At 73.3% G+C, this 26,230-nt stretch carries 24 protein-coding genes, 1 pseudogene and 1 riboswitch; of the genes and pseudogenes, 11 read left to right on the forward strand and 14 right to left on the reverse strand.

The window, feature by feature from the left end; translation table 11 throughout:
* Positions 1–37 precede the first annotated feature (37 nt).
* Together J116_RS31530 and J116_RS21255 are read right to left on the reverse strand one after the other, a co-directional pair.
* Positions 38–94, reverse strand: a complete 57-nt coding sequence (locus J116_RS31530; protein WP_361978288.1) for a trp operon leader peptide — start codon at positions 92–94, stop codon at positions 38–40.
* A gap of 104 nt (positions 95–198) precedes the next feature.
* Complete coding sequence (locus J116_RS21255) at positions 199–3,030, reverse strand: N-acetylmuramoyl-L-alanine amidase (RefSeq protein WP_028964359.1); 2,832 nt, start codon at positions 3,028–3,030, stop codon at positions 199–201.
* A 268-nt stretch (positions 3,031–3,298) separates the two neighbouring features.
* On the opposite strand from J116_RS21255, the gene J116_RS21260 reads away from it, so the two are divergent.
* Together J116_RS21260 and J116_RS21265 are read left to right on the forward strand one after the other, a co-directional pair.
* Positions 3,299–4,654: a class II 3-deoxy-7-phosphoheptulonate synthase gene (locus tag J116_RS21260; RefSeq protein WP_023589096.1), complete on the forward strand. Its 1,356-nt coding sequence runs from the start codon at positions 3,299–3,301 to the stop codon at positions 4,652–4,654.
* A 208-nt stretch (positions 4,655–4,862) separates the two neighbouring features.
* The gene (locus tag J116_RS21265) at positions 4,863–5,096 is read left to right on the forward strand and encodes a (2Fe-2S)-binding protein (RefSeq protein WP_023589097.1); all 234 of its coding nucleotides are present in this window, start codon (positions 4,863–4,865) and stop codon (positions 5,094–5,096) included.
* A gap of 114 nt (positions 5,097–5,210) precedes the next feature.
* On the opposite strand, the gene bfr is transcribed toward J116_RS21265, so the two are convergent.
* Positions 5,211–5,690, reverse strand: coding sequence for a bacterioferritin (gene bfr, locus J116_RS21270; RefSeq protein WP_023589098.1), 480 nt, complete (start codon positions 5,688–5,690; stop codon positions 5,211–5,213).
* A gap of 155 nt (positions 5,691–5,845) precedes the next feature.
* Here bfr and J116_RS21275 point away from each other — a divergent pair, with 155 nt between their 5' ends.
* On the forward strand, positions 5,846–6,478 hold the full coding sequence (locus J116_RS21275; protein ID WP_023589099.1) for a sulfite oxidase-like oxidoreductase: 633 nt from the start codon (positions 5,846–5,848) through the stop codon (positions 6,476–6,478).
* A gap of 36 nt (positions 6,479–6,514) precedes the next feature.
* On the opposite strand, the gene J116_RS21280 is transcribed toward J116_RS21275, so the two are convergent.
* The 6 genes from J116_RS21280 to thiO form a co-directional block, all read right to left on the reverse strand.
* On the reverse strand, positions 6,515–7,102 hold the full coding sequence (locus J116_RS21280) for a DUF4396 domain-containing protein (RefSeq protein ID WP_023589100.1): 588 nt from the start codon (positions 7,100–7,102) through the stop codon (positions 6,515–6,517).
* Between the two features lie 90 nt (positions 7,103–7,192).
* Positions 7,193–8,095 carry a deoxyribonuclease IV gene (locus tag J116_RS21285; protein ID WP_023589101.1) on the reverse strand — a complete coding sequence of 301 codons (903 nt, stop codon included), beginning with the start codon at positions 8,093–8,095 and terminating at the stop codon, positions 7,193–7,195.
* Positions 8,096–8,102: 7 nt separating this feature from the next.
* Positions 8,103–10,163, reverse strand: a complete 2,061-nt coding sequence (pknB, locus tag J116_RS21290) for a Stk1 family PASTA domain-containing Ser/Thr kinase (protein WP_023589102.1) — start codon at positions 10,161–10,163, stop codon at positions 8,103–8,105.
* A gap of 120 nt (positions 10,164–10,283) precedes the next feature.
* Positions 10,284–11,078: a thiazole synthase gene (locus J116_RS21295; protein WP_023589103.1), complete on the reverse strand. Its 795-nt coding sequence runs from the start codon at positions 11,076–11,078 to the stop codon at positions 10,284–10,286.
* Between the two features lie 3 nt (positions 11,079–11,081).
* A complete protein-coding gene (gene thiS, locus J116_RS21300; protein ID WP_023589104.1) occupies positions 11,082–11,306 on the reverse strand; it encodes a sulfur carrier protein ThiS in 225 nt (74 codons plus the stop codon).
* On the reverse strand, positions 11,303–12,454 hold the full coding sequence (gene thiO, locus J116_RS21305; protein WP_023589105.1) for a glycine oxidase ThiO: 1,152 nt from the start codon (positions 12,452–12,454) through the stop codon (positions 11,303–11,305). Before thiO ends, thiS begins: the two co-directional genes overlap by 4 nt.
* A riboswitch (TPP riboswitch) is annotated at positions 12,452–12,563 on the reverse strand. Its footprint overlaps the gene before it by 3 nt.
* A 241-nt stretch (positions 12,564–12,804) precedes the next feature.
* Between thiO and J116_RS21310 the strand changes: the two genes are divergently transcribed.
* The 5 genes from J116_RS21310 (at position 12,805) to J116_RS21330 (ending at position 17,319) form a co-directional block, all read left to right on the forward strand.
* Positions 12,805–14,076, forward strand: a complete 1,272-nt coding sequence (locus J116_RS21310; protein WP_023589106.1) for an NAD(P)/FAD-dependent oxidoreductase — start codon at positions 12,805–12,807, stop codon at positions 14,074–14,076.
* 105 nt (positions 14,077–14,181) lie between these two features.
* Positions 14,182–14,547, forward strand: a complete 366-nt coding sequence (locus tag J116_RS21315) for an Rv2175c family DNA-binding protein (RefSeq protein ID WP_023589107.1) — start codon at positions 14,182–14,184, stop codon at positions 14,545–14,547.
* A 130-nt stretch (positions 14,548–14,677) separates the two neighbouring features.
* Positions 14,678–15,355, forward strand: a complete 678-nt coding sequence (gene thiE, locus J116_RS21320; RefSeq protein WP_023589108.1) for a thiamine phosphate synthase — start codon at positions 14,678–14,680, stop codon at positions 15,353–15,355.
* A 181-nt stretch (positions 15,356–15,536) separates the two neighbouring features.
* Positions 15,537–16,451, forward strand: coding sequence for a methylenetetrahydrofolate reductase [NAD(P)H] (gene metF / locus J116_RS21325; protein ID WP_023589109.1), 915 nt, complete (start codon positions 15,537–15,539; stop codon positions 16,449–16,451).
* A gap of 49 nt (positions 16,452–16,500) precedes the next feature.
* Entirely contained in the window at positions 16,501–17,319 is an 819-nt protein-coding gene (locus J116_RS21330) for a DUF1129 domain-containing protein (RefSeq protein WP_023589110.1), read from the forward strand.
* A gap of 25 nt (positions 17,320–17,344) precedes the next feature.
* On the opposite strand, the gene J116_RS21335 is transcribed toward J116_RS21330, so the two are convergent.
* From J116_RS21335 to J116_RS21355, 5 genes and pseudogenes are all read right to left on the reverse strand, one after another.
* On the reverse strand, positions 17,345–18,856 hold the full coding sequence (locus J116_RS21335; protein ID WP_037946850.1) for a phytoene desaturase family protein: 1,512 nt from the start codon (positions 18,854–18,856) through the stop codon (positions 17,345–17,347).
* A gap of 182 nt (positions 18,857–19,038) precedes the next feature.
* Positions 19,039–19,658: pseudogene (locus tag J116_RS21340) on the reverse strand (DUF4126 domain-containing protein).
* 435 nt (positions 19,659–20,093) lie between these two features.
* Positions 20,094–20,702 carry a TetR/AcrR family transcriptional regulator gene (locus tag J116_RS21345; RefSeq protein WP_023589113.1) on the reverse strand — a complete coding sequence of 203 codons (609 nt, stop codon included), beginning with the start codon at positions 20,700–20,702 and terminating at the stop codon, positions 20,094–20,096.
* Between the two features lie 37 nt (positions 20,703–20,739).
* Positions 20,740–22,827: a YhgE/Pip family protein gene (locus J116_RS21350; RefSeq protein ID WP_023589114.1), complete on the reverse strand. Its 2,088-nt coding sequence runs from the start codon at positions 22,825–22,827 to the stop codon at positions 20,740–20,742.
* Entirely contained in the window at positions 22,799–23,770 is a 972-nt protein-coding gene (locus J116_RS21355; protein WP_023589115.1) for an ATP-binding cassette domain-containing protein, read from the reverse strand. The genes J116_RS21350 and J116_RS21355 overlap by 29 nt, the downstream gene beginning before the upstream one ends.
* Positions 23,771–23,927: 157 nt before the next feature.
* Between J116_RS21355 and J116_RS21360 the strand changes: the two genes are divergently transcribed.
* The 3 genes from J116_RS21360 (at position 23,928) to J116_RS21370 (ending at position 25,836) form a co-directional block, all read left to right on the forward strand.
* Complete coding sequence (locus J116_RS21360) at positions 23,928–24,395, forward strand: SAV_6107 family HEPN domain-containing protein (RefSeq protein ID WP_023589116.1); 468 nt, start codon at positions 23,928–23,930, stop codon at positions 24,393–24,395.
* 23 nt (positions 24,396–24,418) lie between these two features.
* Complete coding sequence (locus tag J116_RS21365) at positions 24,419–25,177, forward strand: methyltransferase (protein WP_023589117.1); 759 nt, start codon at positions 24,419–24,421, stop codon at positions 25,175–25,177.
* A 266-nt stretch (positions 25,178–25,443) separates the two neighbouring features.
* On the forward strand, positions 25,444–25,836 hold the full coding sequence (locus tag J116_RS21370) for a DUF3040 domain-containing protein (protein WP_023589118.1): 393 nt from the start codon (positions 25,444–25,446) through the stop codon (positions 25,834–25,836).
* Positions 25,837–26,230 lie beyond the last annotated feature (394 nt).

Below are 26,230 nucleotides of genomic sequence, written 5' to 3' on the forward strand. Positions count from 1 at the left end.
CCTCGGGCGGCCTTCGCGTCGTGTGTGCGCGCGTCGATCAGTGGGCCGCCGGATGAGCGGTCCACCACCAGTTCTGGGTCGTCGGCGCGAACATGACGCCGACCCTAGCGCATCCGCCCGTGGCGCCGCGGTCCGTTCCGTCAGCCGGAACGGACCGCGCGCCACGGGCGGCGGGTGCCCCTCGGGGCAGGGGGAGGATCAGACGAACAGGTTGTAGATCTGCCAGCCCGAGCCGATCGAGGTGCGGGTGACGAACGGCGCGGTCGTGCTGCCACGGCCCTGGTAGAACCACATGTGGCCGTTGGCGTCACGGGCGATCAGGTCCGGCTGCCCGTCCCTGTTCAGGTCGCTCGGCCCGAGCAGCGTGTTGTAGATCTGCCAGCCCTTGCCGATGGTCGTACGGGCGGCGAACGGCGCGGTCGCGCTGCCCGTGCCCTGGTACAGCCACAGCACACCGGAGGTGTCGCGGGCGACCATGTCCGGCTTGCCGTCGCCGGTGACGTCGCCCGTGTCGGTCATGGAGTCGTAGATCTGCCAGCCCCTTCCGATCGACGTGCGCGCCTTGAACGGGGCCGCCGGGTTCCCGGTGCCCGCGTAGAACCACAGGTAGCCGGAGCCGTCGCGGGCCACCAGGTCCGCGATGCCGTCACCGGAGAGGTCCCGGGCGCCGCTCATCAGGTTGTAGATCTGCCAGCCCTTGCCGACGTACAGCCGCGCCTTGAACGGCGCCGACGGGTTGCCGCTGCCCTGGTAGTACCACAGGCCGCCGGAGCCGTCGCGGGCCACCGCGTCGCCCGTGCCGTCCGCGCGCAGCGCCGTCATGGACGTGATCATGTTGTACGCGCCCCAGCCGCTGCCGACCCGGTAGCGGGTGAAGAACGGCGAGGCGGCGTTGCCCGTGCCCTGGTACTGCCACAGCACGCCCGAGGCGTCGCGGGCCAGCGTGTTGTAGCGGTTCGTGCCCGGGTCGGGCGCCGTGCTGGTGACCTTCTCCACGTCGGCCGCGCTGACCCACGCGAAGCGGTGGTTGTAGCGGATCGGGTAGAACAGGTTGCTGCCCTGGACCAGGGTCCGCGAGCCGGTGCCCGTGCCGTCGATCGTGCCGCCGTAGTAGTACGTGCCCGGCACGGCGTCCCCGGCGAGCGTGTACGTCTGCCCGGCCGGCAGGCTGTACTTCGTCAGGTGCGCGCTGTTCTGGTCCTGCACCGGCACGCCCGTGCCCGCGTACGCCGCGTCGTCCGGGTAGCTGCGCCCGTAGACCCTGACGGTCGCGCCCGCCTTGGCCCGCACCACGGTCCCGGTGCCCACGGGCGCCGTGTACTGGCCGCCCGGGTTGTAGAACCACGCCTTCTGGCCGCCGTACCAGATGGCCGTCCAGTTGTTCTGCGCCTCGGCGACGACCCAGGTGCCGCCCGCGACGATCTTGTTGGCCCAGTTCCAGCCCTCGCTCCAGCTCTGCGCGCCCAGGTAGGGGTCGCTGATCGTGGCGGAGGAGGTGGACGGCGACGTGTACAGGTAGCCGAAGTTCGCCGGCTGGGCGGGGACCGCGCTGCCGTTGTTCGTCAGCTTCGGCTGGTTCGCCGTGGTGAACGGCGGTACGACCCGGACGAGCTGCCCGGCCTTGAGCGGGCCGCCCGCGCCGCCGGCACCCGTGGGGGCGCCCATCAGCGACATGTAGTGGTTCCAGTCCCAGAACGGGCCCGGGTCCCAGTGCTGGGCGCGGACCTTCGTGTCCAGCACGCCGGGGATCTCGTCGTGGCCGATGATGTGCTCACGGTCGAGCGGAATGTCGTACTTCGCCGCCAGGTGCTTCACCAGCGCCGCGGACGACTCGTACTGCGGCTCGGTGTACCAGCTGCCCTCCTTGATGGCGTAGCCCTCGTGCTCGATGCCGATCGAGTGCATGTTGAGGGTCTTGTTGCCCGCGTGCCACGCCTCGTTCTTGTTCTCCACCATCTGGGTGACCAGACCGTCGGAGGCGCGGACCATGTAGTGGGCGCTGGCGTAGGTGTTGGAGTTCTGGAAGACCGCCAGCGACCCGTCGTAGCTGCCCTCCGTGTCGTGGATGGCGATGTACCGGATGTCGTGGCCGCCCGCGGGGCGGCTGGCGATGTTGTAGTTGCCCCAGTCGTCCGGGCCGCTGTTCTGCTTGTACGCGGCCGGGCGGAAGTCGCAGTTCAGACCGGCCGGGCAGTCGGGCGTGGGGACGGCGGTCGTACTGGCCGAGGTCATCGCGAGCGGGACCTTCGACTGGACCGGCTTCACCGACGGGTCCGCGGGCAGGGACAGCTGCTGGCCGTCGTTGGTGATCCGCCGCTCGCCGGTCCTGATCGACTCGAAGACCCGCTTCGCGAACAGCTGCGCGCCCTTGCGGTCGGGCGCCTGGCTGTAGCGGGCGACGGCCGGGTACCACTTGCCCGGGTCGTCGGGCAGGGAGCCGGTGGCCTGGCGCTGGTACTCGGCGAGGAGCGCCGCGCCCGCCCGGATGCTCTGCGCCGGGTCCTCGCGCACCGCGTCGGGGGAGGCGTCGATCAGCTCGGCGGCCTCGTCCAGCGTGTGCAGCCGCGGGTCGCTCGTGTCCACCGGCTTCTTCCGGACGGACTTCAGCGCCTTCTCCGCGTCGAAGTGCTTCTCGATGTTCGGGTCGCCGCTGCGGTTCATGTGGGCGAGACGGTGATCGTCGTCCTCGCCCGCGTGGCCGTCCTCCAGGTCCTCCGGGTTCACCTGGGTCAGGCCCATGACGTTGTACGCGCCCGTGGTGCTGGGCAGCCCGTCGTGGCTCTCCCAGCGCGTCTGCCGGTACGAGACCGCCATCAGCACGCTCTTCGGGACGTCGAACTCGCGGGCCGCCTCCTCGAACTCCGCCTGGAGCTCGGCGGCCGGCGGCACGGCCTTCGCGTCGGAGGAGCCGAGGAAGTCCGGAGACGCCACGGCGAGGGTGCCCGCGGTCATCGCGGCGGCCACCGCCGAGGCGATGCCGTATATGAGGAGTTTTCTCTTCTTGCGGTCTCTTCGGTGTCCAGCGCTCAAGTCCCACCCCTGTATGACGTTCGTTGCTGGCCAAGTTGTTCAAGCCTCAAGAGCGCGTGACGGTATCAAACCCGGGTTCGCCGCGACGCACCGGGTGCGTCGCGACGCACCTCGCCCCCGCGCCGGGGCGCCCGAGGGGCCGGCGCAGGGGCGTCCGAGGAGCCCGCGCAGGGGCGCCGGGCAGGGCCGGGACCAGGTCGTGGAGTCCGCTGTCTCACTTTCTGATCCTGTACGTGGACATCTGCCCCGACCGCGTAATGTTGGCGAGGTGACCGTGAACGCTGACACCCACGCCGTCGCCGCCAAGGCGACCTGGCGAGACCTGCCCGCGGCGCAGCAGCCCGAGTACCCGGATGCCGAGGCTCTGCGCGATGTGATCGCCGACCTCGAGTCGTATCCGCCGCTCGTCTTCGCCGGTGAGTGCGACCAGCTGCGTGCCCGCATGGGAGCCGTCGCCCGTGGCGAGGCGTTCCTCCTCCAGGGCGGCGACTGCGCGGAGTCCTTCGACGCCGTCGGCGCCGAAGACATCCGGGCCAAGCTGAAGACCCTCCTCCAGATGGGCGCCGTGCTGACGTACGCCGCCTCCGTGCCCGTCGTGAAGGTGGGCCGGATCGCCGGCCAGTACTCGAAGCCGCGCTCCAAGCCCACCGAGACCCGCGACGGGGTGACCCTGCCGACGTACCGCGGTGACTCCGTCAACGGCTTCGCCTTCACCGAAGAGGCCCGCGTCCCGGACCCGGAGCGGCTCAAGCGGATGTACCAGGCGTCCGCCTCGACGCTGAACCTGGTCCGCGCCTTCACCACCGGCGGCTACGCCGACCTGCGCCAGGTGCACGCCTGGAACCAGGACTTCGTGAAGTCGTCCCCGTCCGGGCAGCGCTACGAGCGGCTGGCCCGCGAGATCGACAACGCCCTCAACTTCATGAAGGCGTGCGGCACGGACCCGGCCGAGTTCCGCACGGTCGAGTTCTTCGCCTCCCACGAGGCGCTGCTCCTCGACTACGAGACGGCGCTGACCCGCGTCGACTCGCGCACCGGCGAGCTGTACGACACGTCCGGTCACATGGTGTGGATCGGCGAGCGGACCCGGCAGCTGGACCACGCCCACATCGAGTTCGCGTCCAGGATCCGCAACCCGATCGGGATCAAGCTCGGCCCCACCACGACGGTGGACGAGGCGCTCACCTACATCGACCGCCTCGACCCCGAGCGCGAGCCCGGCCGCCTGACCTTCATCGTCCGCATGGGCGCCGACAAGGTCCGCGACAAGCTCCCCGAGCTGGTCGAGAAGGTCACCGCTTCGGGCGCGACCGTCGCCTGGGTGACCGACCCGATGCACGGCAACACCTTCGAGGCGGCGTCCGGCCACAAGACGCGCCGCTTCGACGACGTGCTGGACGAGGTCAAGGGCTTCTTCGAGGTCCACAAGGAGCTCGGCACGCACCCCGGCGGCATCCACGTCGAGCTGACCGGCGACGACGTCACCGAGTGCGTGGGCGGCGGCGACGAGATTTTCGTGGACGACCTGCACCAGCGCTACGAGACGGCGTGCGACCCGCGGCTCAACCGCAGCCAGTCGCTGGACCTGGCCTTCCTGGTGGCGGAGATGTACAGGTCCCAGTGATCCCGGATCACCCGACCGTGGGTTGATCTTGGCTTGAAGCGGGCTTGAAGAAGGCTGGAAAACGTGTGGGGCGCGGATCTGTGTGATCCGCGCCCCACCGTCGTTTTCCGTGGCCGCCCGGGCTTTCCCGTACCGCGCCCTATGGGTAAGGTTAGGTTTGCCTCACCGTCCAAGCGGGGGGGCGTCGGCCCCACGACCTGGCAGGGAGGTGACCCGCGTGTACGTCTGCTCGTGCTTCGGTATCACCGAGAAGCAGGTCAAGGAACACGCGGACGCCGGTGCCTGCACCCCGCGCCAGATAGCGTCGGCCTGCAAGGCCGGTACCGACTGCGGCTCGTGCGTGCGCCGCATTCAGGCCATTCTGGGCCGGGGCGCCTGCCCCCGCCGCGAGCTGCTGGAGCAGGGCGAGCCGGCCCTGTCCGACCTGTCGGAAGCCGCGTAGCGCGGCCGTAGGGGCGCCGCCCGCCCGTCCCGGCTCCCCGGCGGCGTGTCGGCTCTCCGCTCGCGTCTCCGCTCATCCGGCGGCGCCTCGGCTCTCCGCTTTCCGGCGCGCGCCTCAGCTCTCCGGCTGCTCGACCAGCGTCGCCAGATACAGCGACTCGCCGAGCTTCTGCACCAGCTCCAGCTGCGTGTCCAGGTAGTCGATGTGGTGCTCCTCGTCGGCGAGGATCGACTCGAAGATGTTGGCCGACGTGATGTCGCCCTTGTTGCGCATCACCTCGATGCCGCGCCGCAGCCGGTCGATCGCCTCGACCTCGACTTCGCGGTCCGCCTGGAACATCTCCGTCACCGTCTGGCCCACACGGACGTGGAACAGCCGCTGGTAGTTCGGCAGGCCCTCCAGGAACAGAATCCGGTCGGTGAGCACCTCGGCGTGCTTCATCTCGTCGAAGGACTCCGCGCGGGTGTACTTCGCGAGCTTCGTCCACCCGTTGTTCTCCTGCATCTTGGCGTGCAGGAAGTACTGGTTGATCGCGGTCAGTTCGGCGGTCAGCTGCTCGTTGAGGAACTCGATGACCTCGGGGTCGCCCTGCATCGCAGAGGCTCCTTCCACGTGAGTGAAGGGGCGGGATGCGCGCATCCTCGCACCACGAGGAAGGGTCGTCCAGTAAGTCAAGGCTTAGTAGGGCTTGCCCGATTCGACCCCGGCCCCGGTCGTGACCACCCCTCCCGGTCTGTCACCATTGAGTCATGGGTCAGCCGGAAAGCGCGGAACACCGGGCAGCAAGGGAGTCCACGCTTCCACCGGGACAGCGTCTGCAGCGCGGCTGGCCGGTCACCCACTACGGGCCCGTGCCCAAGTTCCGGCCCGAGCGCTGGGAGTTCCGGGTCTTCGGCGCCACGGCGGACGGCGGCAAGCACTGCTGGAGCCACGAGGGGTTCGCCGCCCTCCCGTTCTCCACCGTCGTCGCCGATCTGCACTGCGTCACGAAGTTCAGCATGGTCGGGGCCGAATGGGGGGGTGTCCCCGCGCGTACGGTGCTGGAGCTCGCGCCCCCGGCGCCCGATGTCACCCATGTGATGGTGTGGGCCGAGTACGGCTTCAGCGCCAACATGCGCCTGTCCGACTTCGCCTCCGAGCGCGCGATCTTCGCCACCCACAAGGACGGCGAGCTGCTCACCGCCGAGCACGGCTTCCCGCTCCGGCTGATCGTGCCCCACCTGTACGCCTGGAAGGGCCCGAAGTGGGTCCGCGGCGTCGAGTACATGACCGCCGACCGCCGCGGCTTCTGGGAGGAGCGCGGCTACCACAACATCGGCGACCCCTGGGCCCAACAGCGCTACTCGTACCAGGAGGAGCCGGGCGACGGCCCGGAGCTCTGACTCCCGGTACGAGCGTACGAGCGGCGGTGCTGATCGTCAGCCGTGGTACTGGTGCACCACCGCGTGCCCCTTGCCGCGGCCGATCATCCACTTGTTGACCGGCGTCGTCACGACGAACGCGACGGCGAACGCGAACGCCAGGGCGCCCCAGAACAGCCCGTCCGCGAGATGCGCGTCCATCGCCCCCGGCACCAGCAGCAGCACGCCGTTGTCCACGATCTCCATGACGGTGATCGAGAGCGTGTCGGCCGCGAGCGCGACGCCGATGGCGGCCTTGAGGCCCAGCCCGGCCCGTACGACGGCCCAGAGGGTCAGCGAGTAGCCGAAGAAGAACGCCAGCACGATCGCGAGGGCCATCGTCGGCGCGTTGCCCCAGCCGAGCGCCGTGCCGATGACCATGCCGAGGACCTCGCCGATGGCACAGCCGGTGAGGCAGTGGAGGGTGGCCTTCGCCGCCATCGCCCAGCCGACCGGGCCGCCCGGGTTGTGGTGGTGCCCCTCGTGGCCGTGGCCCTGGTCGGCCTGCTGGCCAAGGCCCTGCTGGTCGTGGCCCTGGTGGGCCGTGTGGCCGGCGTGCGGTGCGTGGCCGGCGTGGTGGCCGTGCTCGTGTGCGCTGTGGTCCATGGCGTGCCCCCATGCCGAGTGACGGTTCCTGCTCGATAACAGAAACCGTATACCCCCTAGGGGTATTCCTCAAGCGTCGGGGCCGCCACGTCACCTCGGTGGCGGCACCCGCAGGGACTTCAGCCGCGCCACGTCCTCGGCGTGCTTCTCCTTGCCGCCCGGCGTCTCGATGACCAGCGGCACGCCCTCCGTGGCCGGGTGGCGCATCAGCTCGCGGAACGGCTCCTCGCCGATGTGGCCCGCGCCGATGTTGGCGTGCCGGTCCTTGTGCGCACCGGCCACGTCCTTGGAGTCGTTGGCGTGGATGAGCTTCAGCCGCCCCTCGCCGACCGTCTCCACCAGCAGGCCCAGCGTCTTGCGCACCCCGTCGACCTCGGCCAGGTCGTGGCCCGCGGCGAAGACGTGGCAGGTGTCGAGGCAGACGCCGAGCTTCGGATGGGCGTCCAGCGCCTCGAAGTACGGCCCGAGGTCCCAGGCCATGGAGCACAGCGACGAGCCCTGCCCGGCCGTGGACTCCAGCAGCAGGAACGGGTCGTCCTCGTGTGTCAGCTCGTCCAGCAGCGGCAGCATCCGCTCCCGTACCTGCGCGAGCGCCACCTCGCGCGGCCGCCCGCCGGTCGCCGAACCGGTGTGGACGACGACCCCCAGGGCGCCGATCGCGCGGGCCCGGCGCAGCGAGTGCCGCAGCGACTCGACGGACCGCTCGACGGTGGCCTCCGTGTGCGAGCCGAAGTTGATCAGGTACGGGGCGTGGACGTACGCCGGTATGCCCTCGGCGGCGCACCCCTCGCGGAACAGCTCGTCCTGAGCCGGGTTCCCGGCCGGGGTGGCCCAGCCGCGCGGGTTGGCGACGAAGACCTGGACGGCCTCGGCGCCGATCTCCCGGGCGAAGGCGAGACCGGTCCTGGCCAGGCCGCCCGCCACGGGGACATGGCCGCCGACGGGACGGAGCGTCCCCCCGGCACGAGCGGGAGCGGAGGCTGGGGGGAGCATGGTGTGACTAGATTCCCTTGATCTTGATGGTGATCGTGGCGCCCTCGGGCGCGCTGTCGCCGCCGGGCACGGACTGGCCGCTGACGGTGTCCCCGAGGTACGGGAAGGACTTCTCGACCCGCACCTCGAAGCCCGCCGCCTTCAGCTCGCGCGTGGCGTCGTCGGTGCTCTTGCCGGTCACATCCGGTACGGCGGCCATGCGCGGCCCCTTGGAGAGCGTGAGCGTCACCGTGTCGCCCTCGGCCGCGCGGGTGCCCGCCGGGAGGGACTGGGCGGCGACCGAACCGGCCGGGTGCGGCGAGTGGACCCGCTCCTCGGCGACCTCCACGGTGAACCCGGCCTCCGTCAGCGTGTCGCGGGCATCCGTCAGCGGCCGGCCGACCGCGCCGGGCACCTCGATCGGGGCGCCCCTGCTGACGACCAGCGCCACGGCCGCGTCCGGCGACCGCTCGGTGCCGGCGGGCGGGTCGGTGCGGATGACCGAGCCCTTCGCGACCCCGGCGTCGAACTCCTCGGTCACGACCCCGGCCGCCAGGCCCGCCTCCCGCAGCCGCTCCTTCGCGGCGTCCAGCGGCTCGCCCTTCAGCTCGGGCACCTTCACGATCTTCGGGCCGCGCGAGATGACGAGGTCCACCGAGCCGTTGCCGCGGATACGCTCACCGGGCGCCGGGTCGGTGCCCATGACCGTGCCCCGCTCGTACGCGCCGCTGAACTCCTCGCGCGTCCCGCCCACCTCCAGGCCCTCGTCCGCGAGCCGCCGCTCGGCCTCCGCGCGGGTCTTGCCGAGCACGCCCGTGGTGGGCACGCGGGTGAACTGCCCCGAGTTGATGTACCAGACCCCCGCGCCGACCCCGAGGACCAGCAGCACCGTCGTCAGGACCGCCACCAGGCCCCGGCGCGGACCGGAGGCCAGCGCCAGGACGCGACGGCCGCGTCCGCCCGTACCCGCTGGACTTGTCGGGCGCTCGGGGCGCGTACCGGCCTCGGGCGGAAGCTCCAGCCGGCTCGTGCGCTCCACGTCCCCGGCCCCGCCCGCGGACCCGGCCACGAGCGCGGCCGCGTCCTCCCCGGTCCCGTCCCCGGCGCGGGCCGACACCGGGCGGGCGATGACGCTCGTCACATCGTCGGGTCCGACCGGCTCCGCGTCCGCCTCCGCGTCCCGCGCCGAAGCGTCCGTACGCCCCTCGCCCCGGGCGTCCGGCGGCACCAGGTCCAGCCGCGCGTCGTCCAGCGCGGCCCGCGTGGCGCGGGCACGGGACAGCAGCGCCACGGCGTCGTGCGGGCGCGCCTCGGCGTCCCGCGCGGTGGCGACGGCCACCAGGGCGTCCAGCTCGGGCGCCAGGCCCGGGACGGCGGACGAGGGGGCCGGGACGTCGTTGTTCAGGTGCTGGTAGAGGACCTGGGCGGGCGTGTCGCCGCCGTGCGGCTTGCCGCCGGTCAGCATCTCGTACAGGACGACCCCGCACGCGTACACGTCGGTACGGGTGTCGGCGGTGCCGTGCTCGATCTGCTCGGGCGCCAGGTACGACACGGTGCCCAGGACCGAGCCGGTCGTGTTGGTGGCCGTGCCGACCGCGCGGACCAGGCCGAAGTCGGCGACCTTGACCCGGCCGTCGTCGCCGATCAGCACGTTCTCCGGCTTCATGTCCCGGTGGACGAACCCGGCCCGGTGCGCCGCCCCGAGCGCGGCCAGCACCGGCTCCAGCACGTCCAGCGCGGCGCGCGGGGACAGCGCCCCGCGCTCCCGCAGCACGTCGCGCAGGGTGCACCCGGCGACGTACTCCATCGCCAGGTACACGTACGGCCCGTCCGTGCCCTGGTCGAAGACGCCGACCACATTGGGGTGCGAGAGCCGGGCCACGGACTTGGCCTCGCGGATGAACCGCTCCACGAAGGTCGTGTCGGTCGCCAGCGACGGGTGCATCACCTTCAGGGCGAGGTCCCGGTCGAGGCGGGTGTCCACCGCCCGGTAGACCGTGGCCATGCCGCCGACGGCGACGCGCGCGTCCACGCGGTAGCGGCCGTCGAGCAGCCTGCCGACGAGCGGGTCGTGAAGGGTCGTATCCACGCCCCGAGTCTACGAGCCCCGCCGGACCCGCCCCTCGGCCTGTACATGACCGGTTCCCCGGTGCAGCGAACTTGTGACAGGCGGGGAGACGGGCCGGTCGGGCGCCCTCCGGTGCCGGGGTCAGAACGCCGGGCGCTCCGGGTCGAGGGCGGCGCGGCCCTCGGCCGGGGACGAGGCGTGCGCGAAGTGGCGGCGCGGGATGCGCCCGGCCCGGTACGCGAGCCGCCCCGCCTCCACCGCGTGCCGCATCGCCTCCGCCATCAGCACCGGCTCCTGCGCCCGCGTCACGGCGGACGCCAGCATCACCGCCGCGCACCCCAGCTCCATCGCCAGCGCCGCGTCGGACGCCGTCCCCGCGCCCGCGTCCAGGATCACCGGCACGCGCGCGTGCTCCACGATCAGCTGGAAGTTGTGCGGGTTGCGGATGCCGAGGCCCGACCCGATGGGCGAGCCCAGCGGCATGATCGCCGCGCAGCCCACGTCCTCCAGCTTCCGCGCGAGGACCGGGTCGTCGTTCGTGTACGGCAGTACGGTGAAGCCGTCGTCCACCAGGGTCTCGGCGGCGTCCAGCAGCTCGACCGGGTCCGGCAGCAGCGTCCGCTCGTCCGCCACGACCTCCAGCTTCACCCAGTCCGTACCGAGCGCTTCGCGCGCGAGGCGGGCCGTCAGCACCGCCTCGCCCGCCGTGAAGCACCCGGCGGTGTTCGGCAGCACCTGGATGCCCAGCCGGTCCAGCACGGACAGCACCGAGCCGTGCACGGTCGGGTCGATCCGCCGCATCGCCACGGTCGTCAGCTGCGTGCCGCTCGCCACGAGGGCCCGCTCCAGCACGTCGAGGCTCGGCGCCCCGCCCGTACCCATGATCAGCCGGGAGTCGAAGGAGGTCCCGGCGATGGTGAGACGGTCGTCGGCCATGGCTCAGCCCCCCTGCACCGCGGTGAGGACCTCGACCCGGTCGCCGTCCGCGAGCACGGTGGACGCCCACTCGCCGCGCGGCACGACCGTCTCGTTGACCGCCGCCGCCACCCCGGAGGGGGCCGTCGTCAGCGTGGCCACCAGCGCGTCCAGGGCGGCCGGGGCGGGGAGCTCGCGCGGCTCGCCGTTCACCGACACGGTGACGGCGGCGCGTACCTGGTTCGTCATGACACTCCTACGGTGGCGAAACGGTCGGGGGTGAACGCGCGGGCGATCTCGGGCAGCTCCCCGGTCGTCAGCACGGCGGCCATCACGTCCCCGGTGACCGGGGTCAGCAGCACGCCGTTGCGGTAGTGGCCGGTCGCCAGGTGCAGCCCCGGCAGCGCGGTCGGGCCCAGCAGCGGCGCGTTGTCAGGCGAGCCGGGCCGCAGTCCGGCGCAGGTCTCGGTGAGCGGTAGCTCCGTGAGGCCCGGCACCAGCTCGTGGGCGTCCCGCAGCAGCTCGTACACCCCGCCCGCGGTGACCGTCGTGTCCCAGCCCATCTCCTCGCTCGTCGCGCCGATCACCAGCTCGCCGTTCTCGCGCGGCACCAGGTACACATGGCTGCCCCGGACGACCGCCCGCACCGACCGGGTCAGGAACGGCGCGTACGCCTCCGGCACCGCGAGCCGCACCACCTGGCCCTTCACCGGCCGCACCGGCGGCAGCACCTCCTCCGGTACGCCCCCGAGGCGGCCGCTCATGCTGCCCGCCGCCAGCACCACCTGGCCCGCGGCGACCTCCGTGCCGTCCGCGAGGACCGCGCCCGCGGCCCGGCCCCCCACGACCGACAGCCGCTCCGCCGCCGCGCGGTGGAACACCACCCCGGCCCGTTCGCAGGCCGCCACCAGCGCCGCCGACAGCCGCCGCGGATCGACCTGGTGGTCGCCGTCCACGCGCAGCCCGCCGCGCACACCGGGCGCCAGCATGGGCTCCAGGCGGCGGCACTCCCGGCCCGTCAGCCACTCCGAAGCGAGCCCGCACCGCAGGTGCAGCGCGTGCAGCTCCCGCAGATGGGCCCGGTCGTCCGCGTCCAGCGCCACCGCGAGCGTGCCGCTCGTGCGGAAGCCGACGTCCAGACCGGCCGCCTCCTCCAGCTCCGCGACGAAGCCCGGATAGCGCTCGGCCGACGCCAGGTTGAGCCCGAGGAGCGTCTCCTCCCCGTAGTGCAGCTCCGTGACCGCGGCGAGCATGCCAGCCGCCACCCGGGCGGCGCCGCCGCCCGGCTCCGGGTCCGCCACGGCGGTGGGCAGCCCGCGCTGCGCCGCCCGCCAGGCCGTGACCAGGCCGATGATCCCGCCCCCGATGACGAGGACGTCCGACGTACTGCGTGACATGGGCGTCCAGCCCCTCCCTTCGCCGGCATGACCCGGATCAGGTTCGTACGGTCGGAGGCCGCCCAGCCTCCCTCTCAGCCCGGTGCGCCGGGCTCCCGCGATGTTCTGGCGCGCCCAGACTAACCCCACCCTTGAAACACCGGTAAGGCCGAACCGGTTGCCGGACCCACCCTCCCGGCCTGCCCGCACCTGGAGCGGGCCGCCGTGGCGCGGCTGCCGGACGGCTCGCCGGACGGCCGGGACGCCGCACCGGGACCGCTCGCCGGGGTGCCTTGACGCCGCTGCCGGACGGCCGGGACGCCGCTGTCGGGCGGATGTCCGACGGTGTGGCGGCTGCGTAAGGTGAGGGCGTGAGCGAGCAGCAGCACCAGGAACAGCCGCGCGAGGAACAGCAGCCCCACGCGCGCGAGGACGCCCCGGCGGACGCGCGGCGCGTGGTCGTCGTCGGCGCCGGGATGGCCGGGGTCCAGACCGCCGTCGCCCTGCGGGAACAGGGGTTCAGCGGGCAGCTGCTGCTCCTGGGCGCCGAGCCGCACCAGCCGTACGACAGGCCGCCGCTGTCCAAGGCATACCTGCTCGGCAACGCCGAGGGCTCCGCGTTCGAGGTGGACTTCGAGGCGCTCGGCGTCGAACTGCGGCTCGGCGTCGAGGTGACCGGGCTGCGCCCCGGCGACCACGAGGTGGACACGGAGGCAGGCCCCGTCCCGTACGACGTTCTGGTCGTCGCGACCGGCGCGGTCCCGCTGGAGCTGCCCGGCGCGGAGGGCGTTCACGGCGTCCACCTGCTGCGCACCCTGGACGACGCCGAGCGCCTGCGCCCGGTCCTCGCCGGGAAGCACGACGTGGTCGTCGTCGGCGCGGGCTGGATCGGCGCCGAGTTCGCCACGGCCGCCCGGGAGGCCGGGTGCGCGGTCACCGTCGTGGAAGCCGCCGCACGGCCGCTCGCCGGGGCGCTGCCCGCCGAGGCCGCCGAACCGATGGCCGCCTGGTACGAGGAGAGCGGCGCCCAACTGCTGCTCCACGCGCGCGTGGAGCGGGTCGATCCCGGTCAGGTCGTCCTCGCCGACGGGCGGGTCCTGCCCGCCGGGGCGGTCGTCGTCGGCATCGGCGCCCGGCCCGCCACCGGCTGGCTGCGCGGCTCCGGGGTGGCGCTCGGCCCGGACGGCGCGGTCGTGGCCGACGACCACCTGCGCACCTCCGTGCCGGACGTGTACGCGGTCGGCGACTGCGCCTCGTTCCCCTCGGCGCGCTACGGGACGCGGCTGCACGTCCACCACTGGGACAACGCCCTTCAGGGACCCCGTACGGTCGCCGCCGCCGTGCTGGGCGCGGAGCCCCGGCCGTACGACCCGGTGCCGTACTTCTGGTCCGAGCAGTTCGGCCGGTTCGTCCAGTACGCGGGCCACCACGCCTCCGCCGACGAGGCCGTCTGGCGCGGTGACCCGGCCGACCCCGCCTGGGCGCTCGTGTGGCTGCGGGACGGCGCCCTGGTTGCGGTGCTCGCCGTGGGGCGGCCGCGCGACCTGGCGCAGGGAAGGCGGCTCATCGAGGCCGGTACGCCGGTCGATCCCGCGCTGGTCGCGGACCCGGACGTGCCGCTGAAGTCGGCGGTACGCGCCTGACACCTGACGCCCGACGGCCGGGCGGCGGGGGTCCGGCGACACGGGCCGTGGCCCGGACGGCGGGCCCGGCTACCCACTGTCAGCGCGGGATGGCACGCTTGTCGTGTGACCGAGATTGACACGAAGATCGACGAGCTCGTCCCCGCCTGGCTGTACCTCCCTGACATCGCCGAGCTGCTCGGCGTGGAAGTGACGCGGGTGCGGCAGCTCGTCAAGGAGGGCCAGCTGATCGCCGTGCGCCGCGGTGAGAACCGCGCGCTCCAGGTGCCCGCCGCCTTCATCAAGGACGGCAAGGTCGTCAAGGGCCTCTCCGGCACCCTGACCCTGCTCAGGGACGACGGCTTCACCGACGAGGAGATGCTGGAGTGGCTCTTCACGCCGGACCCGTCCCTGCCGGGCACGCCCGCGCAGGCCCTGGCGGAGAATCGCGGCACGGAGGTGAAGCGCCGCGCCCAGGCGCTCGCCGTCTGAGCCGACACGCCCGACAAGCCGACAAGCGACAAGCCGACACGAACGCCGCACGACACGGGCGGTGCGCGGCCGGAGCCCTCTCAGGCCCCGGCCGCGCACCGCCGCCGCACCGAACCGGGGGGATCACCTCATGTCCACCAGCGCCGCCGCGAGCCTGTCCGACGCGAGGCTGTACCTGTGCACGGACGCCCGCAAGCGCCAGGGAGACCTCCCGGAGTTCCTCGACGCGGTCCTCGCCGCCGGGGTGGACATCGTGCAGCTGCGCGACAAGGGCATGGAGGCCGGTGAGGAGCTGGAGCACCTCGCCGTGTTCGCCGACGCCTGCCGCCGCCACGGAAAGCTGCTCGCCGTGAACGACCGGGCCGACGTGGCGCACGCCGCCAGATCCCAGGTGCTGCACCTCGGCCAGGGGGACCTGCCCGTCCCCGCCGCCCGCGCCATCCTCGGCGACGGGGTGCTGATCGGCCGGTCCACGCACGCGGAGGCGGAGGTGGACGCGGCCGCCGCCGAGGTGGGCGTGGACTACTTCTGCACGGGCCCCTGCTGGCCCACGCCCACCAAGCCGGGCCGGTACGCGCCGGGCCTCGGCCTCGTGCGGTACGCGGCCTCCCTCGCCCAGGAGCGGCCCTGGTTCGCGATCGGCGGCATCGACGCGGGCAACCTCGACGAGGTGCTGGACGCGGGCGCCCGCAGGGTCGTCGTCGTCCGCGCCATCACGGAGGCGGACGACCCCGCCGCCGCGACGGCCGGCCTGGCCCGCCGCATACGTGAGCGGGCCGCCGCCGACGCCCCCGTGACCGTCGGCTGATCCGTCCCACCCGCGAGAAGACCACGTACCGGCCCCACTCGTCCGCATACTGGGACGAATACCGGGGCGAACAGGCATATCGCCCCCACCCCTGTCCGCCCATCGGACAAGATTCCGGCAAAAGGCCCGAAAGGTGCTGCTCCGGTTGGGTGAGGCATCTCCGGATGGCTAACCTGCCCGTATGGCCCTAGGCACCCCCTCCACCAGGACGGATCGCGCGCGTACGGTGCGCGATCTGCTCGACAGCGGCACCACGTACTCCTTCGAGTTCTGGGCGCCCAAGACCGAGAAGGGCGAGCGGAACCTCTGGACCGCGCTGCGCCGGGTGGAGGCGGTGGCCCCGAGCTTCGTCTCCGTGACGTACGGGGCGGGCGGCTCCACGCGCGAGGGCACCGTCAAGGCCACCGAGCAGATCGCCGCCGACACGACGCTCACCCCCGTCGCGCACCTCACGGCGGTGGGCCACTCGGTCGCCGAACTGCGCAACATGGTGGGCCAGTTCGCCGACGTCGGCATCCGCAACATCCTCGCCCTGCGCGGCGACCCGCCCGGCGACCCGATGGGCGAGTGGATCCCGCACCCGCAGGGCCTGCACTACGCCGCCGACCTGGTCCGGCTGATCAAGGAGGCCGGCGACTTCTGCGTGGGTGTCGCCGCGTTCCCCGAGATGCACCCCCGGTCCACGGACTGGGACACGGATGTCCGCCATTTCGTCGACAAGTGCCGCGCCGGGGCCGACTACGCGATCACGCAGATGTTCTTCGAGCCGGAGAGCTACCTGCGTCTGCGCGACCGGGTCGCCGCCGCGGGCTGCGACACGCCGGTCATCCCCGAGGTCATGCCCGTCACGGCGGTGCGCCAGCTGGACCGGTTGCCGCAGCTCAGCAACGCGCATTTCCCCCCGGCCGTCAAAGAGCGCATCCTCGCGGTCAAGGACGACGCGGCCGCTGTACGCTCCTTGGGCATCGAGTTCGCGACGGAGTTCTGTGCGCGGCTGCTGTCCGAAGGCGTGCCCGGACTGCACTTCATCACGCTGAACAACTCCACGGCGACACTCGAGATCTACGAGAATCTCGGACTGCATCAGCAGTCCTGACCGGCCGTACCCTCACTCCCCGAGGCGGCGGCCGACGAGAGGGGCGGGCATGGACTGGAGCTGGTGGACGGTCCTCTACATCGCGTTCGGCGTCGTCGCGCTCTGGCTTCTCGGCGAGGTACTGCTGCAGTACAAGGCGCGGCTGCGCTGGCGGCTGCTGGCCTTCTTCGGCTTCCTCGGCGTCGTCGCCGGTGTCGTCCTGTCGTCGCTCCCCCTGATCATCGCGGGCACGGCGGCGTTCGGCGTCGGCCAGGCCCTCGTCACGATGTCCTTCCTGCGCGGCTTCTCCACCGGCTGGGCGCTCGGCGGCAAGCCCGGCGCCAGCCGCCGCCGCAGGACCGCGGGGCAGGACCGGGAGCCCGGCCCCGCGCTGGAGGTCACCGAGCTCGCGTACGACGACCCGCAGGAGCCGCCCATGCCGGCCGCCCCGCCCGTCCACGAGCCGCTCCCGCTGCCCGACGACACGGGCGAGTACGGCGTCTACGGCACGTCCGGTACGCAGCAGCCCGCCCCCGCCCCCGACGGCGCCCCGCAGGAGGCGTACGGCGACTACCCGGCGTACGACCCGGCCGCGTACGCCCCCGCCCACGACTACGGCACGGACAGCGGCCGGCACCAGTACGCCGCCTACGCGGACCCGTACGGCGGCACGGCGACCGCCGCGCCCGACCCGCAGCAGTACGGCGCCTACGACCCGTACGGCCGGCAGCAGTACGCCGCCGACCCGTACGCCCAGCAGTACGCCACGGACACCCCGCCCGGCGGCGTATGGGTGCCGCCCCAGCGCGACAACGAACCGCAGTTCCCGCCCCCGCCGCAGCAGCCCCCGGCCCCCTACGGCTACGACCAGACGCCCCAGCGCTACTGAGCTGCTGACGGGCGCCCCTACCGCCCTACCGCGAGCCGCGGAAGTCCGCGCCCTCCACGATCAGGCCCGCGACCAGCGCGCCCGACATCCCGGCGTGCGCGAGGCCGCCACCCGGGTGGGACCAGCCGCCCGCGAAGTACAGGCCCGGCAGCGGCGCCAGGTTCGCGGCGGGCAGCCACGCGCCGCGCCCGCCCGCCAGCGCGGGCGCGGGCACCCGGCGGCTCCCGGTCTCGTCCCGGGTGTGGACCGGCGTACGGACCTCACGCCACAGCAGCCGCTCCCGAAGCCCCGGCACCGCCGACGCGGCGGCCTCCACCATCCGGTCCGCGAACGCCTCCACGGCCGCCGTGTCGCCCCACGGGTCACCCGCGCCGCCCGCGTCCCCCGCCGGGACCGTCGCCGTCACCGTGACCGCCTCGTGGTCGCCGTCCGGCCGCAGCTCCGCGTCGTCCGGGCGCAGCACCACCACGGTCGGCCGCGCGCACAGCGGCCCGCCGCCCGCGAGGGCCGCCCGCTCCCCGGCCGGGTCCGCCGAGTGCACCACCGTGCGGTGCGCCGCGCCGTCCTCCCGCGCGCCGCGCAGCGCCAGGCACACGGTGACCCGCCCCGACGCCACCCCGGTCTGGAAGCGCGGCCACTCCTCCTGCCGCTCCCACGCGACCACATGGTCCTCGTACAGCGCCGGTACCGGCGCCCCCGCCACCACGTGGTCGGCGTCCACGACCCGCCCGTCCGCCAGTTCCAGACCGGCGGCCCGCCCGTCCCTCGCGACCACGCCGGTCACGCCCGTGCCGAAGACGAACTCGACGCGCCGCGCCAGGCACCGCTCGTACACCGCGTCGGCCAGCGCGCGCAGGCCGCCGCGCACGTACCAGGTGCCGAAGGTCTGCTCCATGTACGGCAGGACCGCCGCCGACGGGGGAGCGGCGGCCGGGTCGAGCCCGTACGCCAGCGCGTACCCGTCCAGCAGCGCCGCGAGCCGCGCGTCGCCCAGCTCCCGGCGGCCCACCTCGGCGAGCGTCGTCGCGCCGCGGCGCAGCAGGCCCGTCCTCCGCGCCGGGTACGGGTCGCGGGAGAACGGCGTCACGTCGGCCGGGAGCGGCTCCTCCAGCAGCGGGCGCCGCGAGCGGTCCCAGGCGTCGCGCGCCCGGTTCAGGAACGCCGCCCACCGCTCGCCCGCGCCCCGCCCGAGAGCGTCGTCCAGGGCGGCGACCACCCCGGCCCGCGAGGCGTTCGGCAGGGACACGGCCGTACCGTCCGCGAAGACGTGGCGGCTCGCCGGGTCCACCTGCGTCAGCTCGACGCGGCGCTCCAGCGGCTCCTTGCCGGTCTTGACGAACAGGTCCCGGTACACGGCGGGCAGGTGCAGCAGCCCGGGCCCGGTGTCGAAGCCGAAGCCGTCCCGTACGAAGCGACGCACCCCGCCGCCGTACGTCTCCGCCCGCTCGTGCACCGTCACCTGGTGCCCCGCGACGGCCAGCCGGGCCGCCGCCGCCATGGCGCCCATCCCGGCGCCGATCACCGCAATCCGTGCCATGCGGGCGACTCTATAAGCCACGCGGAACCCGGCCCCGCCAGCCCCCGGACCCCGCCCCGGCCCGGTGGCCGGCGCCCGGCACCGCAGGTCGGGCCCGGCGTCGACGCCCGCGTCGCAGACCGGCATCGCAGACCGGCATCGCAGACCGGCATCGCAGACCGGCCCGCGAGCCGGCGCGCAGGTCAGCCCGCCGGTCCGGCTGCGCCGCCCCTCGCCGCCGGGTGCCGCTCCTCGCGCCGCCCGGCACGCCGTCGGCGGAAGCGGCGGATGCGGCCCGCGAGGAGGACGATCACGGTGACGCCGAGCGCCAGCAGCGCCGCCGCGACGGCCGCCGCGGCGACCGGGTTGAAGACCGCGAACGTCACGATCGCGGCGACGCCGAGATCCTCCGCGACGCTGACCACGGTGTTGCTGAACGGCTCGGGCGAGGTGTTGACCGCCATCCGCGTACCGGCCTTGACCAGGTGGCTCACCAGGGCGGTCGAGCCGCCGACCGCGCCCGCCGCGAGCTCGGGCAGCGACCCGGACTGGCCCGCCAGCAGGGCCGTCACCACCGCGCCGGATACCGGGCGCACGACCGTGTGGACCGAGTCCCAGGCGGTGTCCACGTACGGGATCTTGTCGGCGACCGCCTCGCAGAGGAACAGCACTCCGGCGGCGATCAGCACGTCGGTGCGCTGGAGCGCCGCGGGCACGTCGTCGGCGACGCCCGTCGCGCCGAACACGCCGAGGAGCGGGATCACCGCGTAGGCGTTGATCCCGCTGGCCCAGCCGCTGGTGAAGCCAGGGGGAGTACGGACACGGACGCGATCGTAGCCAGCCGCCCGCGCCCGCGGGTGGGGTCCGGCACGGAGGGCTGAGTATCCGTACTCAGGCGTCCGGATGAGTAGGTACGCGGATGGGGCGCGGCCCGCCGGGACGGAAGAGTGGGGGTCACGGAAGGGGCGCGGCGCGGGTACCGCCGACACGGGGCTGCGGAACCGGCACCGCGCACCTGCCCGTACGGGGGAAGCAAGGGGGACACGGGGGTGGACGCGCCGGTCCGGCGGGGCTCGGGGGGATCGAGCCTCACCGGACCGGCGCTTTCCTATGCCCGTACGCAGGCCCGCACGCCCGCTCAGGCGCACGCCCGCACGCCCGCTCGGGCGCCCGGCTCGGCGAGCAGGCGCACCGCGGGCCCGTCCGTCAGCGGCCGCCGCTCACCCGCACCGGCGCGCGCCCGCCTTGCACGGGCGCCTCAGCGGCCGGTCACTCGCCCGTGCAGCAGCCGCGACAGCGCCGCGTGCACGTCGTCGAGGGACCGCTCCCGCTGGAACGCCTGCCAGTCGAGCGCCGCCACCAGCACCATGCCGACCAGCGCCGCGGCCGACAGCGAGACATCGATGTCCTCGCTCACCTCGCCGTTCGCGACGGCCTCCCGCAGCACCGTCTCCACGACCGCGACCGCCTCCTGCCGCACCACCAGCAGCGTGGACTGCCACGCCCGGTTGGTGCGCCACAGCTCGGCCACGTACAGCTGGGTGAACGCCGGGTACCGGTCGATGAAGACCAGACCCGCCCGGATCATCGCGTCCAGCGCCTCGACCCGCGTCCCGCCGCGCGCCGCCGTCTCGTCGGCGGCGGTGCGCAGCGAGGCCGTCAGCAGGCCGACGCCGTGCCGCAGCAGCTCCTCGAACAGCTCGGTCTTGCTCTTGAAGTTGTAGTAGACCGTGCCCTTGGCGACCCCGGCCCGCTCCGCGATCTCGTCGACGGTCGTCGCCGAGAAGCCCTGTTCCGCGATGAGGGTGACGGCCGCCTCGTACAGCTTGGTGCGGGTGGCCTGCCGACGGGTGCTCTGGGTGTCCATGGCGTCGATTCTCACAGGTCCGTGCGGTCCTTCCCGCCTACAGGCTCAGCTCGGGGTGCAGTCGGTCGAACGTCCACACCTGCTTGCGGCGGGCGGACAGGGCGGTCAGCGCGAGCGCGCCCGCCGTGAACGCCGCCAGCACCGCGCACGCCAGCCACACCGGGTCCAGCGGGCCGCCGGTGATGAGCCTGCGCAGCGCCTCGACGACATGGGTCATCGGCAGGTACGGGTGGACGGCGTTGAAGAAGCCCGGACTGGTCTGCACCGGGTACGTGCCGCCCGCCGACGTGAGCTGGAGCATCAGCAGCGCCAGGACGAGGATGCGCCCCGCCGCGCCGAACCGGGCGTTCAGCCACTGGATGATCGCCGCGAAGCAGCAGGTCACCAGGGCCAGGAAGCCCACGGTCCCGGCCGAGCGCGCCATCTCCAGGCCGAGGCCCCAGTGCAGTACCGCCATCAGGGCCGCCACCTGCGCCAGGCCGATCACCGCGACGGGCAGCCAGCCCGCGAACGCGATCCGCCAGGCGGAGGCGCCCGCGGCGAGGGCCCGCCGGTTCATCGGCTGGATCAACATGTACGCGACCATGGCGCCCACCCACAGGGACAGCGGGATGAAGTACGGGGCGAAGCCGGTGCCGTAGTTCGCCGCCTTGTGCAGCGACTGCGAGGCGAGCTGGACCGGGTCGGCCATCACCTCGGTACGGCGGTCGCGGTCCCGCTTGTCGTAGTCGGGGATGCGCTCGACGCCCTCGTCGAGGCCGCTGGCCAGCTCGGTGGAGCCGTCGGCCAGCTTGAACAGGCCGCCGTTCAGGTCGTTGGCGCCCTTCTTGATCTTGCCGAGCCCGGAATCGACGCGGACGGCGCCGTCCTTGCTCTTGGTGATGCCCTTGTGGAGGTCGGCCATGCCCTTGGCGACGCGCTGGGCGCCGCTGTTCAGCTCGTTGATGCGGGCGATGGCGTAGTCGACGTCCTGGCTGAGCGTCGGCGCGCGCTTGCCGAGGGCCTCCGCCTTGCTCTGGAGGTCGGCGAGGTGGGCGTCCAGCTTCTTCAGGTCGCCGTTGCTGTCCTGCGCCAGCGCGTGGATGTCGTCGCCGATGACCGCCACGTCGGCGGCGGCGACCTTGGCCTTCTTCAGCTCCTCGCACAGCTCGGAGTCGGTGACGAGGCCGCCTTCGCACCGCTTGGTGTACAGCGCGGTGAGCCCCTCGGACGCCTGCTGCGCGCGGGTGCGGGCGCCGGGACCGAGCCGGACGATGCTGTCGAGGCTGTTGCGGGCCGCCTTGGAGGTGTCCGCGACGAGCCGGGCGGCGTCGCCGACCTGCTTGCCGTTGTCGCGGAGGTACGGGCGGACCTTCGGCGCGACGCCGTTGACCCGGTCGGCGAGCTGCTGCGTGCCGTCAGCGACCTTGCGGGTGCCGCTCTTCAGCTCCCCGGCGCCGGAGTCGATCTTCTTCAGCCCGGAGGCGAGGTCGGAGGTGCCGTCCTTGAGCTTCGCCAGGTTGTCCGCGATGCTCTTGGCGCCCTTCTTCGCCTCGCCGACGCCGTCCTTGAGGTCGTTGGCGCCCTTGGCGGCCTTCTCCGTCGCGTCGTGGATGTCGGAGAACGAGATGAAGATCTTGTCGAGGAAGGTACGGGACGACTTCGTCGAGGCGGCCGTCCGCACCTCGGAGAACACGCTGCGGGAGATCTGGCCGACGATGTAGTTGTTGGCGTCGTTCGTCCGCACCTGGAGGGCGCCCGTCTCGGGGGCGTCGCCGGAGCTGGACGCGATGCGGGCGCTGAAGTCCTCCGGCATCGTCAGCGACAGGTAGTACCGGCCGTCCTCGACGCCCGCGCGCGCCTCGGCGTCGCTCACCTCGTGCCAGTCGAAGACGGCGCTGTCCTTGAGGCCGTCGGCGAGGTCGTCGCCTGCGTTGATCCTCTTGCCGTCGGTGGTGGCGCCCTTGTCCTCGTTGACGAGGGCGACGGGTATCCGGTCGAGCCTGCTGTACGGGTCCCAGAACGACCACAGGTACAGCGCGCCGTACAGCAGCGGCAGCAGCAGGATCGCGACCAGCGCGGCGCGCGGCAGCTTCCCCCGCCCGAACCGCCTCAGCTCAAGCGCGGCCAGTTTCGGCGATCGCATCGGCCGCCCCCTCCTCGTCGTCCTCGTCCTCGTCGTCCTCGCCGGCGCCGCCCTCGCCCCGGCGGGGCTCCTCGGCCTCCGGACGGGTCCCTCCGGCCTTCCGGGCTTCCTCCGAGGCGGGCTCTCCGGCTTCCTCTGAAGCGGCTGCCTCGGCCCCGGCCTTTTCGTCCTTCGGCCCCTCGCCGTCGCCCTTCGCGCCTGCGGCCGAGCCCGTCGTACGGACCACCGCGTCCGCCTCGTCCGGCACCTCCGTGCAGACCGCCAGTACGGTCACGCCGCTGTCCGCGACGGAGCGGAGCATCGACCAGGCGGCCGCCTCATCCGCGTCGCCCAGCTTCAGGTCCGTGTCGTCCACCGCGAGCAGCCGCGGCGCACCCACCAGGGCGAGCGCCACGGACAGGCGCAGGGCCTCCAGCCGCTCCAGGTCCCGTACGGACGTCCGCTCGCCCTTGGGCAGCGTCTCCGGGTCCAGCCCGGCGGCTTCCAGGGCGGCCTCCACCCGGCGCCGGTTCTCGGCCGCCCGCCCGGCGCGCGGGCGCAGCAGGGCCAGCGGCGAACCGCTGAACCTGCGCCGCAGCAGCGCGGCCTCCCGCAGGTGCTCGGCGACGGTGAACGCCGGGTCCAGGTCGCTCACACCCGGTACGTGCGCGAGGGCGCTGAACCGTCGTACGGCGGCCATCTTGCGCGGCAGGCGCACCCCGCCCACCTCGGCGAACCCCTCGGCGGCCTTCATCCGCCCGGTCAGGGCGAGCAGCAGGCAGGTGCGGCCCGACCCGGAGGGGCCCGCCAGGGCGACGAGGCTGCCGGGAGCGGCGTCCACGTCGATCCCCCGGAAGGCCCAGCCGCGCGGGCCCTTCACGCCGAATCCCTCCGCTCTGACGGCCGCCCCGGGCCGGGACGCCTCCGCCCAGGTGGTGCCGGTCCCGTTGTCCGCGCTCTCCACGAACCCCCCAACGTCTTTGAACTGACCAGTCAGTTCAAAAACTACAGGTGATCGTTGGGGTGAAGCAAAACCGCAGGTCAGCGGCGATTGTCAGTGGCAGCTCGCACGATGGGGGCAGACGGCTGGAGTGCCGTCACACGACGACAGGAGGTCCGTCATGGCGAGCGACGTCCATCCCGTGCCGCGCCGCTCATCGGCCCCGCCCGCCGCCCTCGACCTGCTCGCCCAGGCACACGCGGGACTGGCCGAGGCGACCACCCTCGACGACCCCAACGAGCGGTACGCCACGGCCCACCTGGCCGCCCTCCGCACCGCCGCCGCCGTCCTGGCCGTACGCGGCCGTCCCGACACCCGGCGGCGCGGGCGGCGCGGAATCCGTACCGCCTGGGAGATCCTCACCGAGACCGCGCCCGAGCTGGCCGAGTGGAGCGCCCTGTTCGCGGCGGGCGCCGACCGCAGGGCCCGCGCCGAGGCGGGCATACGCGGAGCCGCCACCGCGCGCGACGCCGACGACCTGGTCCGTGACGTCGCGCTGTTCCTGCGCCTCGTGGAGCGGCTGCTCACGCTGCGGCCCACACCGCGGCCGAGGACGGCGCCCGAGGCCATAGGCTGGGACCGTTCGTAACAGTCACCGAGGAGACAACTGCCGTGTCCGACCCGCAGCGCCCCCGTGCCTCCCTCCGTACCGCCGTCGTGTGGGACGTCCTGGAGGAGGCCCTCAACCGCAGGGTCGAAGCGACCGGCCGGAAAACGCTCGACGTCCTGGACACGGGCGGCGGCAGCGGCAACTTCGCGGTGCCCGTCGCCCGCCTCGGCCACCGCGTGACCGTGGTGGACCCCAGCCCCAACGCCCTGTTCGCGCTGGAGCGCCGCATCGCGGAGGCCGACGTCGCCGACCGCGTCCGCGGCGTCCAGGGGGACATCCACGACCTGTTCGACGTGGTGGAGCGCGGCGGCTTCGACGCGGTCCTCTGCCACGGCGTGCTGGAGTACGTGGAGGACCCCGCCGAAGGCGTGCGCCACGCCGTGGAGGCGCTGCGGCCGGACGGTGTGCTGAGCCTGCTCGCCGCGGGCCTCGGCGGTGCCGTTCTGGCGCGGGCCCTCGCCGGTCACTTCAACCAGGCGCTCCGCGCCCTGACCGACCCGGCCGGCCGCTGGGGCGACGCCGACCCGGTGCCGCGCCGCTTCACCGCCGAGCAGCTCACCGAGACCGTCGAGGCGGCCGGTGTGGAGGTCGGCGCGGTGCACGGCGTACGGGTCTTCGCCGACCTGGTCCCCGGCGTGCTCGTGGACACGGAGCCGGGCGCGCTCGACGCCCTGAACCGGCTGGAAGCCGCCGCCGCCGAGCTGCCCGCGTTCCACTCGGTCGCCACGCAGTTGCACGTCCTGGGCCAAAAGCGCGGCTGACCCCGCGGACCGCCCTGAACAGCGCCTCAGCGGCAGATGGAGTACGCCACAGCCGCCCCGATCGCGCCAGGTTCCCCGTATGATCGAAGGACACCATCCGGCATGACGGTTCGGCCGACGGGGAATCAACGCCTCACCAGCCGAACCGGCATGGCGGCCCGATCGGCGAATTGGCACTGAGGGCGGGTTTCACGGGGACGAATCCCTGCCTATCCTGAAAGGGCCGCATACCGGTCGCCCCCGCGACCGACGATGAGGAGGACTCCGTGCCGCTCTCGGAGCACGAGCAGCGAATGCTCGAGCAGATGGAGCGAGCGCTGTACGCCGAAGATCCCAAGTTCGCGACAGCGCTCGAGGGAAGCGGGCTGCGTACGTACACCCGACGACGGGTCTACCAGGCGGTCGCTGGATTCCTGGTGGGTATCGCGCTCCTCATGGCCGGAATGGTCGCCCAGCAGATCTGGATCAGCGTGGTGGGGTTCCTCGTCATGCTCGGCTGTGCGGTCCTGGCCGTGACCGGCTGGCGCAAGGCCCCCAAGCCCGGGGAGCAGCCAGCTCCCGGAGCCGCGCCCCAGGGGCGGGCGAACCGGCAGCGCCGCTCCATGATGAACCGCATCGAGGAACGCTGGCAGCGCCGCCAGGACGAACAGGGCCACTGACCTAATGCCGATGGAGGGGTGACCGCGGAAGCGGTCACCCCTCCATCGGCATGTACACCCACCGCCCTGAGCGACGGCACCCGAGCGCGCCACGGGCCCCGTGCTGCTGCGCGTCCTCCCTGCGGTGGCCGCTCCCGTACTGGGCAACCGCCTTGCGGACACGTCCGCCCCGTCGCGTGCCGGCCAGCCCATGCGGGGTCGTTGCCACGCGGGTCCGCTCTCCCCGCTGTGGGTCTCGCCCCGCGCCTGGCGGGTGCCCGGTCGAGCGCCTCGCGTACAGGTGGGCACCCTCCCGGGCGGGTACCCCGTTGTGCCCACCCGTTCCGCCTTGCGGAACGCCTGCCCACAACGAGGTGGGGCACCGCCCCAGGGAGCGGCCCGGCCCAGGGAGCGG

The organism is Streptomyces thermolilacinus SPC6, assembly GCF_000478605.2.
GTDB classification, from domain to species: Bacteria; Actinomycetota; Actinomycetes; order Streptomycetales; family Streptomycetaceae; genus Streptomyces; species Streptomyces thermolilacinus.